7 protein-coding genes are annotated in these 15,052 nt (G+C 69.9%); 5 read left to right on the top strand and 2 right to left on the bottom strand.

Going from position 1 to position 15,052, the window contains the following annotated elements; translation table 11 throughout:
- Positions 1–4: 4 nt before the first annotated feature.
- On the bottom strand, positions 5–1,807 hold the full coding sequence (locus WME95_RS30410) for a monovalent cation:proton antiporter-2 (CPA2) family protein (RefSeq protein ID WP_437902842.1): 1,803 nt from the start codon (positions 1,805–1,807) through the stop codon (positions 5–7).
- Between the two features lie 44 nt (positions 1,808–1,851).
- On the opposite strand from WME95_RS30410, the gene WME95_RS30405 reads away from it, so the two are divergent.
- The 3 genes from WME95_RS30405 (at position 1,852) to WME95_RS30395 (ending at position 7,297) form a co-directional block, all read left to right on the top strand.
- Positions 1,852–3,255 carry a B12-binding domain-containing radical SAM protein gene (locus WME95_RS30405; RefSeq protein WP_437902841.1) on the top strand — a complete coding sequence of 468 codons (1,404 nt, stop codon included), beginning with the start codon at positions 1,852–1,854 and terminating at the stop codon, positions 3,253–3,255.
- Between the two features lie 429 nt (positions 3,256–3,684).
- On the top strand, positions 3,685–5,190 hold the full coding sequence (locus WME95_RS30400; RefSeq protein ID WP_437902840.1) for a hypothetical protein: 1,506 nt from the start codon (positions 3,685–3,687) through the stop codon (positions 5,188–5,190).
- Positions 5,191–5,734: 544 nt separating this feature from the next.
- Positions 5,735–7,297 carry a hypothetical protein gene (locus WME95_RS30395; RefSeq protein ID WP_437902839.1) on the top strand — a complete coding sequence of 521 codons (1,563 nt, stop codon included), beginning with the start codon at positions 5,735–5,737 and terminating at the stop codon, positions 7,295–7,297.
- 33 nt (positions 7,298–7,330) lie between these two features.
- On the opposite strand, the gene WME95_RS30390 is transcribed toward WME95_RS30395, so the two are convergent.
- The gene (locus WME95_RS30390; RefSeq protein WP_437902838.1) at positions 7,331–7,852 is read right to left on the bottom strand and encodes a hypothetical protein; all 522 of its coding nucleotides are present in this window, start codon (positions 7,850–7,852) and stop codon (positions 7,331–7,333) included.
- A gap of 573 nt (positions 7,853–8,425) precedes the next feature.
- Between WME95_RS30390 and WME95_RS30385 the strand changes: the two genes are divergently transcribed.
- Both WME95_RS30385 and WME95_RS30380 read left to right on the top strand, forming a co-directional pair.
- Entirely contained in the window at positions 8,426–13,291 is a 4,866-nt protein-coding gene (locus WME95_RS30385) for a hypothetical protein (RefSeq protein WP_437902837.1), read from the top strand.
- A gap of 492 nt (positions 13,292–13,783) precedes the next feature.
- Positions 13,784–14,914: a protein kinase domain-containing protein gene (locus WME95_RS30380; protein ID WP_437902836.1), complete on the top strand. Its 1,131-nt coding sequence runs from the start codon at positions 13,784–13,786 to the stop codon at positions 14,912–14,914.
- The last annotated feature ends 138 nt before the right edge of the window (positions 14,915–15,052 follow it).

Below are 15,052 nucleotides of genomic sequence, written 5' to 3'. Positions count from 1 at the left end.
CGCGTCACACCGCCGCGGCCTTGTCGTCCCTGCCGGACGGCGCGATCTCGTCGGACTCGAACAGGCCTTCGAGCTCCTGCGCCGCCTGCTTCGCCGCCGCGATGAGCTTGACCTCGTCGTTGTGCACCGCGTGCCCGCGGAGGAGCACGTTCTCGTCGTGGGCCCTGAACCGCTCGATGGTCGCGCGGGCGTCACGCTGCCGCATCCCGAGGCCCTCGAGCACGCGCCCCGCCACCTCGAGCGACGACAGGAACGTCTCCCGCTCCAGCACCGTCACGCCGATATCCATCAGCTGATACGCGTGCTGGCGGTTCCTGGCGCGCGCGTAGATCAGGAGGTCCGGGAAGTGCCGCTTCACCACCTCCGCCGTCTTCACCGACGACGCGACGTCGTCGATCGCCAGCACGAAGATCTTCGCCTTGTCGGCGCGCGCCGCGCGGAGCAGGTCGAGCCGGGAGGCGTCCCCGTAGTAGATCTTGTTGCCGTACTTGCGGACGAAGTCGACCTGCGTCGGGCTCGCGTCGAGCGCGGTGAAGGGGATCTTCCTCGTGCGGAGGACGCGAGAGACGATCTGGCCGAAGCGGCCGTATCCGGCGATGATGACCCTCGGGTCGTCGTCGTCGATGGCGTCGAACTCGCGCTCTGGCCCGCCCCCCTGCCATCGCTTGACGAGCGCGTCGCCGAGCGCGATGACGAGCGGCGTGACCGCCATGGACAGGGTGACCACGACGACGAGGAGGTCGGCGAGGAGCCTGTCCATGAGGCCCTGTCCCGCGGCCATCCCGAAGAGGACGAAGGCGAACTCGCCCCCTTGCGGGAGCGCGAGCGCGAGGTCGCGCGCGGAGCCCTTCGCGTGCCCGGCCGCCCTGCCCAGGACGAAGAGGACGGCGGCCTTGAGCGCCATCACGCCAAGGACGAGCCCGAGGACGAGCAGCGGCCGCTCGATGACGAGGCCGATGTTCGCCGACATCCCGACGGCGATGAAGAAGAGCCCCATGAGCAGGCCCTTGAAGGGCTCGATGTCCGCCTCGAGCTCGTGGCGGTACTCCGAGTCGGCGAGCAGCACGCCCGCCATGAAGGCGCCGAGCGACATGGAGAGGCCCACCTGCATCATGAGGAGCGCCGTGCCGAGCACGACGAGCAGGGCCGCCGCGGTGAAGATCTCGTGGGCGTGGGTGGCGGCGATGGCCCGGAAGACGGGGCGCACGAGGTAGCGGCCGCCGGCGACGACCGCGAGCAGCACGGCCACGGCCTTGAGCGACGAGGCGACGGCGCTCCCCTCGGCGGGGGCCGCGCCCGCGGCGCCGAGCAGGGGGAGCACCGCGATCAGCGGGATCACGGCGAGGTCCTGGAAGAGCAGGATGGCGAACGCGGAGCGGCCGTGCTGCGACTGCATCTGGCCCTTCTCGGCCAGGATCTGCAGGACGAACGCCGTCGACGAGAGCGAGAGCCCGACGCCCGCGATGGCCGCCGTGTCGGCGCGCAGGCCGAGCGCGGCGCCGATGAGCGCGATGAGCGCGCCCGTGACGGCGACCTGCGCGCCGCCGAGGCCGAACACGGCGCGGCGGAGCACCCAGAGCCGCGACGGCTGGAGCTCGAGGCCGATGAGGAAGAGGAGCAGCACGACGCCGAGCTCCGAGAAGTGGAGGGTGTCTTCGACGTTGGCGATGATCCGCAGCCCCCACGGGCCGAGCAGCGCGCCCGCGACGAGGTAGCCGAGCACCGCGCCGAGGCCGATCCGCTTGAACAGCGGCACGGCGACGACGGCGGCGCCGAGAAAGACTGCGGCGTCAGAGAGCAAGCTCATTCGTCGTGGGTCTCCTTGGGGCTCCGTGATAAGCACGATCCGCCATGCAGATCGAGCTCATCGCCACGGCAAGCGAAGATTCCGCGTACCTGCCCCGTGTGGGGCTCGGCACCCTCGCGGCGCTCACGCCCCCCGAGGATGAGATCATCTACACGGATGACGTCGTGCAGCCGTTCGATCTCGAGCGCGACGTCAAGGACGTCGACCTCGTCGGGATCAGCGTCGACAGCAAGACCGCCCGCCGCAGCTACGATATCGCCGCCGCTTACCGCAGGCGCGGCGTGAAGGTGGTGCTCGGCGGCATCCACCCGACGGCCTGCCCCGACGAGGCCCTGCAGCACGCGGACGCCGTCGTGGTCGGCGAGGCGGAGGACGCCTGGCCGGCCCTGCTCGCGGACGTGAAGCGCGGCGAGCTCAAGCCGTTCTACCGCCCGGAGCTGCCGGACCTCGCGGGCAGGCCTGCGCCGCGGCGCGACCTGTTCACCTCCAAGAAGTACATCCCGTTCCAGGTCGTGCAGACGATGCGCGGCTGCCCGTATCCGTGCGAGTTCTGCAGCGTGTCGACGGCGAACGGCACCACGATGCGGTTCCGCCCGACCGACGAGGTGCTGAGCGAGCTCCGGTCGCTCGGCAAGCTCATCATGTTCGCGGACGACAACGTGATGATCCACCGAGCTTACTCGAAAGAGCTCTTCACCCGGATGATCCCGCTGAAGAAGCACTGGATAGGCCAGTGCTCGCTCGCCGCGGTCAAGCGCCTCGAGAACGTGAAGCTCATGGCCGAGAGCGGGTGCAAGGCGCTCTTCATCGGCTTCGAGAGCATCGACGAGGAGACGGTGAAGTTCACCGGAAAGCGGCAGAACCGTCCCTCCCAGTACAAGGACACGATGGCGATGCTCCACGATCACGGCATCTCCGTCTGGGGGAGCTTCGTCTTCGGCTTCGATACGGACGATCCCGAGGTGTTCGATCGCACCGTGGAGTTCGGCATCGACATGAAGCTGACGATGGCGCTGTATGCCATCCTCACCCCGTACCCCGCGACGCAGCTGTACCGCCGCCTCAAGGCGGAGGGGCGCCTCACCGACGAGCGCTGGTGGCTGCGCCGCGACCATGACGCCGGCTCGCCCTATTTCGTCCCCAAGCAGATGTCGCGGGAGCGGCTCCGGGAGGGGTGGGTGTCCGCGTGGACGAAGTTCTACTCGCCGTCCTCGATCTGGCGCAGGTTCACCCTCACACGGCAGTCGAGCTGGATCCAGCTGGCGGGCTTCTTTCCGCTGAATTTCATGCAGCACACGCTGGCGCACCGCAAGATCGCGGGCGGCGAGCAGCGCTTCCGCTCCGGCGTGCACATCGAGGAGACGGCCGCTTCGTCCGTGGCGCAGCCGCAGCCGGAGCCGCAGCCCGCGAGGGCCAAGGGCCCTCGGCAGCTCCCGATCATCGGATAGGCGATCCCTGGCGCCAGCTTCGCGCCCTGTGCGTGCGTGGGCGCTGTCCTGCACGCTGCGGGGCAATGGTACGCCGCGGCGCAATGGCGCCGCGCTCCGCTCGCCGGCAATGAGGCGGCGCCCTGGCGCGGCGCGCGTCGTCTGGGCGCGCCGCAGGACGCCGCGCCTCGGCCGCTCGGGCGCCCGCGGCAGGCCAGGCGCGCCGCGGCTCGCGGAGCGCCCGCGGCGCATCGGTGGATGTGGGCAGTCGACCGCTCGCGGATTGACAGCGGCGCACGGTGAGCGAGCGACATTCTCCTGTTGCTCTTGCAGTGCGATTGTCGCTTGCTGATTTTGCTACACTCGCGTGAGCTCCTGGAATGCCGGGGTGTCGAGCGGGGTGTGAGCCCGCTTTGTCGCGGCATAGAGCGTCCCTCAATCGGAGGTGTCATGGGTCGACGTCGGTTCTCCTTCTCGCTCCTCATCGTGGTTGGCGCCGCCGTGTCCAGCGCTGGCTTCGCGGCCAGCTGCAGCGCGACGGGTCCGTCCAACGTGCTCGACTCGAGCGGAGGTGGCGAACCAGGCGTGGGAGCGGGCGGCACGACCGGCGGAGTCGACGGGCAGGGTGGGTTTCTCGACATCGATGGAGGGCGGGAGCCGCACAGCGATGTGACGGTGAACTCTTGTGGGAGCGCGTGCGGCGACAGGGAGCTATGTACCGGCGCGACCCTCGGCCTGGACGACGACTGCGATGGTTCGATCGACGAGACGTGCGCCTGCATCCCCGGTCAGGCGCACTCCTGCTTCCGCGGCGATCCGTCGTTCCGGAACAGCGAGGGCTGCTTTCCTGGCACCCAGCTCTGCGACGAGACCGGCACCTGGGGCCCGTGCGTCGGCGGCGTGCACGCCGACGAGAACTGCCATATGGATAGCGGCGCTCCGTGCCGCCCGATGCAGGCGTCGCCCTTCGCGAACCTCGACCTCAAGGCGGGCACTGGCGCGTTCCGCGCGGACGCGGTGGCGGGATCCGAGGTGTGGACGGTGGACTGCCCCGATGGCGTCGACCCCTGCCCCGGCGTCAGCGGCACCGATCCAGCGGACGATTTCAAGCCTCTGCAGTCGGGCGAGTACACTGTCACGTACACGAAGCGCGTCGCGGGCGGCGCTACCCAGAGCTGCCAGTACCCGCTCTTCGTCAGCGCGGGCGGCCTGCGCGTCGAGCTCGAGTGGGAGCACGACGTCGGTATCGTCGATCTCGATCTGCACCTCCACAAGCCGAACGACACGCAACCCTGGAGTATGTCGGGCTCGGCGGCGGACTGCGGCTATTACAACTGCACCATCGACCACTTCTCGTCAAAATCCTCGGATATCCGCTGGTTCTTGAACAGCGCGAGGCTACCGGATCCCGTGAACTGGTATCTCGACCCGGTGCCGGGCAACAATGGCTGCTTCAACGCCCCTCGGGGCGTGGGGAAAAAATGGGAGGCCCACGGTCTTGGCTGCCACAACCCGCGGCTCGACCTCGACAACTATAAATGCAGCCCCGAGGTGAAGGACCCCGACCACGAATTATTCTGCGCGCCGGAGAACATCAACCTCGACTATCCGCCGAAGCGCCAGTGGATGCGCATCGGCGTATATTACTATGGTCATGGCGGGGTGACCCAGGATATCCACCCCCGGATCAAGATCTTCTGCAACAGCGCCCTCGGGGCCGATCTCGGGCCAGCAGGGTTCTATAGCCCGGAGCGGCCCGTCGCGTTCGCGCCCGCGGACCAACGCAAGCGGTTCTGGCTCGTCGCCGACGTGCTCTTCCCCGAGCCAGACGAGTGCGGCCAGGCGGCCTGCATCGTGCAGCCACTCTACGAGAACGCCAGCGCGAAGACGCCGCTGCTCACCACGCGGGACGACGCCGAGGCGAGCTTCGGTCCCGCCTACCCCTCGCAGCCGTGAAGGGCGCGCGCCGCGCGCCCTGATCCGTATCCCGTCCAGCTCACCAGCCAGGCCTCGCGACGTCAGCGCGCACGAGCGCGCCGGCGCGAGCGCACGAGCTCTGCCGGCGCCACCTCGCCCCGCGCGCGGAGGCCGTGAGGCGCAACGCCACACCGGCCAGCAAGGCAAGCTCCGTGGTGATCTGTCTGAGGATGATTTGTCTGACTCCTTGGCTGAGCTGGTGATTCGCCTGACTCCGCGTCTGGCGAGAGCGCGCCTCGCCGGCTGAAGGCGGCTCATTGTGGCCATCGCCGGCCGGAGTCCGTGCTAGGGAGTCCTCCTCCAGCGACTCACCCTGCTGAGTTGCATGGCAGTAGTCCTTGTTACTCGATGAGGGTCGGGGCTTCGTGATCTGGCGTCCCGAGCCGCGCGTCCGCGCGCGCTGGGGACACCGGTATCCGCTTTGCTTCACGCCGTAGTGCCTGGTGCACGGCGCGCTTCGCCGTCGCGCGGAGCGGGCGCAGGCCGCCGCGACACCGCGTCTAGGTCTCCAAGTGGAGGTATCATGTCTCGTCTTCGTGTCTCCTCCGTGCTCCCCGTCGTGATCGCGATCGCGGCGTCGGGCGCCGGTTTCGCGGCCGGCTGCAGCGCGGAAGGCAAGCGGCTCACGTTCGATCTGACGACGGGCGGCAGCTCGCACGCCGGCGGGGCGGGCAGCGCCGGCGGGGCCGGGGGCGCCGACGTGGCGACCCCCCAGCCTGGCGACTCGGAAGGCTACGGCGGCTTCCTGGGCGATATCGATGGAGGGGCGCACGAGGGCCTGCCGGTGACGATCAACCCGTGCGGGAGCGCCTGCGGTCCGACGGAGCTGTGCGGCGTGGATGAGCTCGGCGTGGATCACGCCGGGCTGGACGACGACTGCAACGGGATGATCGACGAGAGCTGCGGGTGCATCGCCGGGCAGGCGCACTCCTGCTTTCGCGGCGATCCGTCGTACCGGCGCAGCCCGGGGTGCTTCCCCGGAACCCAGATCTGCGACGAGACGGGCACGTGGGGCCCCTGCGTCGGCGGCGTGCACGCGGACCAGGACTGCCACCGGAACGACGAGGCGGGCTGCCACCCGCTCCAGGCGGCGCCGTTCGCCACCGTCGATCTGAAGGAGGGCACCGGCTCGTTCAGCGAGGACGCGCGTCCGGACTCCGAGGTGTGGACGGTGACGTGCCCGCCGGGCGTGAACCCGTGCCCCTCGGTGGCCGGGCAGGGGCCGGCGGACGATTTCAAGCCGCTCCAGTCGGGCGAGTACACGGTCACGTACACGAAGACCCTGGAGAGCGGTGAGACCGCGAGCTGCGTTTACCCGCTGTTCGTCGGCGCCCGCGGCCTCCGCGTCGAGCTCGAGTGGGAGCACGAGCCGAGCAGCGTGGATATGGACCTCTACCTCCACAAGCCGGACAACATGCAGCCCTGGACGGTCGGCGGCTCCAGCGCCGCGTGCGGGTACGGGAACTGCACGCTCGACAGCCTCTCGGGCGGCTCGGCCATCACGTGGTTCAGCGACACGGCGACGCCCCCCGAGCCGGTGAACTGGTACCTGGATCCGGAGGAGACCAACAACAGCTGCTTCTACGCGCCTCGCGGGGTGGGGGACGACTGGCGCGACCACGGCAAGGGGTGCCACAGCCCGCGGCTCGATCTCGACAACATCTCCTGCGCCCACCGCACCACGGACCCGGACGACCCGACCTTCTGCGCGCCCGAGAACATCAACGTCGATTTCCCGCCCAAGGCCAGCTGGATGCGCATCGCCGTGCACTACTTCGGCGGCAGCGTGTCGTTCGACGTGCACCCGCGGATCAAGATCTACTGCAACGGCGAGCTCGGGGCCGACCTCGGGCCCACCGGTTTCTACGACCCCGAGGTGCCCGTCGCCTTCGTTCCGGAGGACTCGGGCGACAGGTTCTGGCTCGTCGCCGACGTGATCTTCCCCGAAGCGGGGGAGTGCGGGGGCGATACGTGCGTCGTCAGGCCGATCTACCGGGACGAGACCGTGAAGACGCCGTACCTCTCGACGGTCCGCGACGTCCGCAACGACTTCGGTCCGGCCTACCCCAGCCTGTCGCGGCCCTGACGGCGCGGCGCCGGCCGGCGGCGGGCGCGCCGCTCACGCCTCGACGCCGGCCCGCCTGAGGAAGGCGAGCGCGGGTCCGAGCGCGTACGCGGGCGCCCTGCCCAGGCGCAGCTGCTCCCCGGTCGACAGGTGGAGGAGCAGCCAGCGCGGCGCGAGGCCGGGCTCGTCGACGTCCGTGTCCGAGGCGGGCGGGGTCGAGACGCCGACGATCGCCTGGATCGGCAGGATCCGCCGGAAGCCACGGCCGTCCTGGATGAGCTCGTCGCGCTCGAAGTCGAGGCGGAACAGCCCGTGGAGCCGGCGGCGCCGGCGGACGGCGAGCAGCGCGGCGGCGGCTCCGGCGGTCCACGTCCCCGCGATGAAGAGGATGGGGAAGGGGGCCGCGCGCGCCGCCACGATGCCCGCCACGACGAGCGAGGCGACGAGCGCGAACGCGGCGACGCGACGGACGGCGAGGTCGAGGTCGTCGCCAGGGCACTCGCAGACGAGCACGGTGGGGCCTTGCGCCAGGATGGTGCCGTCGGTGTTCGAGAGCAGGACGTCTCCGTTAGGCACTGCGGTCCTTCCGATCGGGTGAGGTGGTCGAATACCGCAGTCTCGGGAGCGAGGCGAGGGGGCGACGGGAAGAGGTCGTGCCGAACCTCCGGGGTCATCCTGGACGTTAACCAAGCTTCGCGCTGCGTTCTCCTACCTCCGAACGTTCACGTCCACGACCACGTAAACGACCACGACCACGTAAACGTCCACGACCACGTAAACGTTCACGTTCACTTTGGTGATCGATGGTGGGGTGGAGCGGGCGGGCTTCGTGCCCTGAACGTGACCGAATCCGTCCCCGCCCGGAGACGCTCGGCGAAAAGGCGACAGCGGCCGTCAATCGCCTAACGCCCGGCGGCGCGGCGCGGCCGCGCGGGGAGCGGGGAGCGAGGCGAAAAGGCATCGAATGCCCCTGGATTGGCCAGGAATGGCGAGGGTGTGATGCGCGTGGTACGTGGTATGCCGCGGTGCCGGCGAGGGCGAGCAGGCCCGCCCCTCGCGCGACCGGGGCGGTCGTCGCGGGCGACTCGGGTCGAGGTTCTCATGGGGGCATGCGCGCTCGGGACCGAGCTGCCAGAGGAGGACTCTGCGATGAGGTGGATTGTGAGACAGGCATTGCTCGCGGCGGCGGTGTGCTCGATCGCGGGCTGCGCCGAGGAGCGGCCGGCCATCAGCCAGGTTCAAGCGAACGCGCTGGCGAAATCGTTCTTCGTCGGCGCCGACCTGCAGAGCAGGGAGGACGATCCCGAGTTCTGGGCGCGGACCACGGTGGTCGACGTGGGCTACGGCGCCTCGCAGGACGGGCTCTTCTCCTCCTCGTACGCTCAGGCCGATGTCGCGCGCATCAAGTGGATCATCCAGGAAGACCTCCTGCTCGGGCGCCTCACCTACGAGCGCGTGAACGACAGCGACGGCAAGGGCGCCGGCGCCGCCACGGACGATGGCGTCGTGGTCGTCGCCTACAAGATCCTCTCCCACTTCGACGTCCAGCGCGATTACAACCGAGCGACGGGGGAAGAGAGCAACGTCGTCGTCGAAAATACGACCGACCGTCCATGGTACGAGCGCGAGTACATGCGGGTCGACTGGTCGAAGAACCTGAACGTCGACTCCTACGACTTCGACACGCTGTCGCTCATCGGCGTCTACGGCGGCGTGCAGTACGAGCCGCTCTCGTACTACGTCAGCGACCCGAGCCACCCCGACGCGCCCCATTTCGACGCCGAGGAGGGGTATTTCGACGTCACCAACAAGGCCTTCGCGGTGCCCCAGCTCGTCGATCTCAGCCACCTCGGGTGGGGCATCGACAGCTTCCCGGCCTGCATGCTCGACACGGACTTCGCGGGCGGCACCGCGCCGGTCGGATCGTGCAACCCCGTCGAGATCACCCTCCGGCAGTCGTTCCGGCGCGTCGTCGATCGGGACTACGAGCCGGCCGAGTGGGACGGCTACCGGTTCCGGGCGTTCGGCGCCTTCGTGCGAGAGCGCTTCGGCTACGCCCGCAACTACGGCATGAGCGACGCCAAGTGGCACCGCATGATCTCCCGTTACAACCTCTGGGAACGCAGCCACTACTACGACGATCCGGAGAGCATGACGGGCGAGATCCCGTGCTTCACCCCCGAGACCACCCCCGCCGGCGCAGATCCGCACCGCGACCAGGACCGGAACGGGACCGAGGACGAGTGCGAGGCCGTCACAGGGGCCTCGATGGCCCGGGATGGCGGGATGGAGGCGGTGGGGCCCGGCTCGCGGTGCGACACCTTCAAGCAACGGTGCACCCTGCCTTACCAGCGGCGCGAGGCCGTGCCGCAGGCGTGGTACGTGACCTCGGACAGCAACCCCGACTATTTCGTCGCCACGGACATGGCAGCCCACGAGTGGGACGTCGCCCTGCGCAGCGCCGTCGTCACCGCCAAGTACGCCGAGTGCGTCCGGACACAAGGGGACGCCGCGCGCTGCGGCGAGGCGTTCCCTGTCTACGACGGGCAGATGGACGATGACGCCGACGCCATCGCACTCTCGCGCGAGGTCGACGCGTGCCGGCGCGGCGCGGCGCGCGAGGGGCAGCCCTGCGAAGCCGTCGCCGACGAGATCGGCGCGCGGCGCGGGTACTCGAGGGGCGTCATCGCGCTCGCGAAGATGCCCGAGATGATCGTGCTCTGTCACAGCCCCGTCGAGGCGGCCGACCCCGAGGCGTGCGGCGGTCCGCGGCTCCCGGCGGGCGTGACCGCCAGGATGTGCAGCGACGAGCGCCGCAAGGAAGCAGGGCGGGACCCCGCGCTGATGAAGGCGTGCCGCGAGGCGCTGAACGCCCGGATCGGCGACCTGCGCTATCACCAGATCAACAACTTCGAGGCGCCGCAATCGCCGTCCGCCTGGGGCATCTACAGCGACTCGGAGGACCCGCTCACCGGCGAGAAGGTCGCGGCGAGCATCAATGTCTGGACGCACGTCAGCGACATCTGGAGCCAGGGCGTCGTGGACACGGCCCGCTACATCAAGGGAGAGCTGAAGACCGAAGACGTGACCGACGGCGATTACGTCCGGGACTGGGCGCAGGCGAGCGAGAGCGCGTCGAGGGGCGGCGCGCTGCCGCGGCTGACGCGGGAGGAGCTGGCGCGGCGGATCGCCCGGTCCGCCGGGGTGGACGAGGCGGCCGTGTCCGAGGGCACCGGCCAGATGGCGCAGAACCCGGCGCTGCGCGAGAGCCTCCGGCGGCTCTCGAAGGAGGTGCGCGGCATCGCGGCCGACGCCACGGCGCCCGACAGCATGCGCGGGGTCTACGAGGCGCGCCGCAGGGCCGCGGCGGGCACCGAGCTCGAGGCCGAGCTCACGACGAAGGCGATCCAGCAGCTCACCGGCGTCGAGGGGCTGCCGCTCACGGACGAGGTGATGCGCTTCGCGTCGCCGCTCCGAGGGGCGAACCCGAGCGTGCGGCGCGAGCTCGGGAACCTGAAGGAGATCGCGCTCGCCGAGCGCGGCGCGTGCGTGATGCACGAGGCGCCGGCGCCGCTCGCGACCGCCGACCTGGCGGACCTCCTCGAGGAGAAATTCGCGAGCAAGCACGGGCGCTTCGGCGAGGGGGACGCCGCGCAGAAGGCGCGGCGCGCCGAGGCCATGCGGCGCTACCTCGCGCAGCGGGCGCACACCTCGGTGATCCTCCACGAGATGGGCCACTCCGTCGGGCTGCGGCACAATTTCGTGAGCTCCTCCGACGCCTGGGGCTACCGGCCGCAGTACTGGCAGCTCCGCACGAGCAATGGACGGGTGAGGACGCCGTGCGAGACGCTCTCGGAGGACGGCGAGGCCTGCGTCGGGCCGAGGTATTACGACCCCATCACCGAGAACGAGCGCAAGAACCTGATCTGGATGTTCATGCAGTCGTCGACGATGGATTATGCCGGCGAGCCCACGCAGGACCTCATCGGGCTCGGCGCCTATGATTTCGCCGCGGCCCGCCTGTTCTACGGCGATGCCGTCGCCGTGCACGCCGACCCGAGCTACAAGGCGACCACCCCGCGCGGCAAGGGCGTGCTCGCGAAGATCGACGACTTCGGCGGCGTCCTCGGCATCCAGCCCGAGTACGACGACGAGGACATCCATTACTCCGAGCTGCAGAGCAAGTACGAGCTGATCGCGCCGCGCAGCTGCGTCGAGGTCGACCCGAGCGCGTTCGTGCCCTCGGACTGGGACGAGGAGCTGGACGGCGTCTGGCACCCCTTGCTCGACGGCCAGCTCGTGTCGATCGGCGGCAAGACCACGCGGTGCCGGCAGCAGAAGGTCGATTATGTCACCTGGCGCGCGCTGGAGACGCCGAAGGACGTGAAGGGGCCCTCGGTGGACCCGGCGGGGCGGACCCGCCTGCCCTACGGCTTCGCGACGGACCGGTGGGCCGATCTCGGCAACCTGAGCGTGTACCGGCACGACAACGGCGCGGACGCCTACGAGCTCTTCAATTTCTTCGTCACGCAGCAGGAGGTCAACCACATCTTCGACAACTACCGCCGCGGCCGGCAGGCCTTCAGCGTGCGCGCGGCGTCGGAGCGGACCCTGAACCGGTACAACGCGAAAATGCGCGACGGCGCGAAGGGCCTCGGGCTCATCATGAACATCTACCGCGAGTTCGCGCTGGACCGCGGCTACGATTTCGACACGTTCTGGGTCCAGGCCGCGAACAGCCTCTTCAAGGAGAACACGCTCGCGGCCGGGATCGCGTTCGATCACTTCTCGCTCCAGATGGCGCGCCCGCAGCCGGGGGAGCACTTCCTGCCGGACGGGGACGCCGTCCTCCGGTCATCGAACGATGTCTTCGGCGATCCAGGGGAACCGCTGGTGGTCGTCCCGAACGGCGCGACAGGCTATTTCGGTGACATCGCCGTCGGGGGCAAGCCGCTCGAGAACGCGCTCGCGGCGGACAAGGGCGAGTACGACTCGTCGTACACGATGAACGCCGGGGCCTATTACGACAAGGCGTGGGTGTCGATGCTGATGACCGAGTCGGTCGACAACTTCATCAGCGACTCGCGGCACGACTTCCTCGACGCGCGCTACCGGGCGGTCTCGCTCGCCGACGTCTTCCCGGAAGGGTACCGCCGCTGGCTCGCCAACAACCTCACGGGCGACGACGCCCTCAAGGGCGTGCGCGTCGAGGCGGACCAGCGCGGCCGGCCGGTCCGGGACGCGAGCGGGTATCCGGCCGGCGCGCTCGGCTGGACCTCGTGGTGGGCCGAGAGCGGGCCGGAGAGCTGCTTCCCCGCGGCCGGGAGCATCGTCTGCAGCTCCTATGGCGCGCCCGACAGCGCGCCGTGGAACCCGCGGGCCCCTTCCAAGGTCGCCATCCTCGACCCGCAGATCGGCTGGGAGCAGCAGAAGTTCCTCATCGCATGGACCCTGCTCTACCTGCCCGAGAACGAGAAGCAGAAGTGGCTGGACATGATGCACGTCTGGGAGGCCGGGGCGGACACCGATCCCGGCTTCCCGGACCGGATCGAGCTCCACCACCCGTCCGGGAAGGTGTTCGTGGCGAAGGCCTACGGGACCGAGACCGTCTTTGGCAAGGTCGTGCAGAAGGGCATCGGCGCGCGCGTCCTGGAGTACGGCAATGAGCTCCTGGCGAAGGCGTATGTCACCGAGCCGGGGCCCGACCTCGACGGCGACGGCAAGGCGGACTGGCACAAGGTGAAGCCGAACCCGGAGACCGGGCGGCCGATCGTGCGGTGGGATCCGACGATCGCCGCCATCGCGGACGACGGCGAGGTCCTGCGGGAAGGCGTGGACGGCTGCAAGGCGGACGCCGACGCGGATGACGACGATGTCAGCGATTTCTACAAGTGCACGTGCTCCTCGAACCGCGCTTGCGTCGCGCTCGAGAGCTACCTCTCGGTGCCCGCCTTCATCCGGCAAGCGCTGGCGGCGTTCAAGCTGGGTGACCCCACGATGAAGGGCCTCCACTGAGCCCGCGCCGTCGCGAGCGGGCCCGGCGCGGAGGACAGGAGGCCACGTCCGAGCACATCCGTTCCTGTCCGATTGCGGCCCCATGATTCCGAGCACATCCGAGCACATTCGAGGGGGGTCTCACGAGGATGAGGCGGAGGCCGGGGGAGGCCACAATGGTCGGGGCATCTTGCCGCATGGGGCGATTCGCCCCACGCGGCCGCGCGTTCACCGCGGCGCTCCAGGTGTGCCGGCGTGGCTCGGGTTTTGCTGAACTTTTCCATGAAATGACGTGCTGCTGGATATCGCCCAGCCCATGCGGTTCCTGTCTCGATGACGCAGGACGGCCGGGCGGGTCGCGGAGCCGACGAGCTGCAACCCGGGCCTGCCGTCGTGGAGCGCGGATTCGATCGTAGCGCCGCCGCCAGGACACGGGAAACGCAGAGCAGAGTGGCTCTCCTGCGCCGCGAGCGCCGGGAGGGCCGCTGGCTCGAGGTACGGAGAGGACCAGCGATGGAGTTCGAGAATGTCACGCACGTCCAGAGAGCGCAGGCGCGGGTGGGAACGTCGCTCAACGGCGCGTGGCGGCTGGACGCGCTGATCGGCCTCGGCGGGATGGCGGCCGTCTATGCCGCGACGCACCGGAGGGGCCAGCGGGTCGCGATCAAGCTGCTGCACCCCGAGCGGGCGAGGGATCGGGGCGATCGCGCGCGGTTCCTCCGCGAGAAGGCCATCGCGCAGACCGTCGATCACCCGGGGGTCGCCGCGGTGATCGCGGACGACGTGACCGAGGATGGATGGCCGTTCCTCGTGATGGAGCTCCTCGAGGGAGAGAGCCTCCTCCAGCGATGGAAGGCGCAGAGGGGCCCGCTCCCGCCGGCCGAGGTCCTCTCCGTGAGCGAGCAGATCCTGGACGTGCTCGCGGCCGCGCACGCGAGGGGCGTCGTTCACCGGGATCTGAAGCCTGACAACATCTTCCTCACGCGAGAGCGCGAGGTGAAGATCCTCGATTTCGGCATCGCGCGCCTGCGGGCCCCCTCGGGGCAAACCTCCCTCGTGGGGCTCCGCGCGATGGGCACGCCGGCGTACATGCCGCCCGAGCAGGCCCGCGCGCGCTGGGATCTCGTCGATGCGCGGACGGACCTCTGGGCGCTGGGCGCGACGATGTTCTCGCTGCTGACGGACCGGTACGTCCAGGAGGCGCCGACCGTCAACGAGCTCTTCTTCCTGAGGATGACCTGCCCGATTCCGTCGCTCGCGCGGATCGCGCCGTCGATGCTTCCGGCCGTGGTGCGGGTGGTGGACCGCGCGCTCGAGTTCGCGCAGGCGGATCGCTGGCCGGATGCGCGGTCGATGCTGGCCGCTGTGCGCGAGGCGCACGCCGCGCTCGCGCTCGCGCCACCCCGGAGCACGCTGGTGCCGCCGCCCCGGAGCACGCTGGTGCCGCCACCCCGGAGCACGCTGGCGCCGCCGCCCCGGAGCACGCTGGCGCCGGCGACGGACCTGCGCGACCTCGGCGCGCTGGACGAACGGCCGCCTTCGGGTCGTCCCCAGGCGCGGCTTTCCCGGGCAGCGGCGCTCTCGTCGCCGCCGTCGCTCGCGACGAACGCGCGCGCGCGCTCGACGCTCCCTCGCGCGCCGTGAAGCGGGCCGGAGGCAGCGACGGCCTGCCCCCGGCGGCGGGCGACGCGCTCGCCGCGCCGTTTGCGTTTCGCCCTGGGTGTGTGGAGCGTGGAGCGAGCCTGCGAGCAGCTCGCCGGGGATGGGGGGCGAGCCTGCGAG

It is taken from the genome of Sorangium sp. So ce327, assembly GCF_051530205.1.
GTDB lineage: Bacteria > Myxococcota_A > Polyangia > Polyangiales > Polyangiaceae > Sorangium > Sorangium cellulosum_B.
The sequence above is the reverse complement of the archived record's forward strand: the minus strand, read 5'-3'. Positions and strand labels throughout refer to the sequence as shown.

Coding starts and splice junctions, on each gene's coding strand:
- WME95_RS30410 (WP_437902842.1), bottom strand. CDS start 1,807: ATGAGCTTGCTCTCTGACGCCGCAGTCTTTCTCGGCGCCGCCGTCGTC.
- WME95_RS30405 (WP_437902841.1), top strand. CDS start 1,852: ATGCAGATCGAGCTCATCGCCACGGCAAGCGAAGATTCCGCGTACCTG.
- WME95_RS30400 (WP_437902840.1), top strand. CDS start 3,685: ATGGGTCGACGTCGGTTCTCCTTCTCGCTCCTCATCGTGGTTGGCGCC.
- WME95_RS30395 (WP_437902839.1), top strand. CDS start 5,735: ATGTCTCGTCTTCGTGTCTCCTCCGTGCTCCCCGTCGTGATCGCGATC.
- WME95_RS30385 (WP_437902837.1), top strand. CDS start 8,426: ATGAGGTGGATTGTGAGACAGGCATTGCTCGCGGCGGCGGTGTGCTCG.
- WME95_RS30380 (WP_437902836.1), top strand. CDS start 13,784: ATGGAGTTCGAGAATGTCACGCACGTCCAGAGAGCGCAGGCGCGGGTG.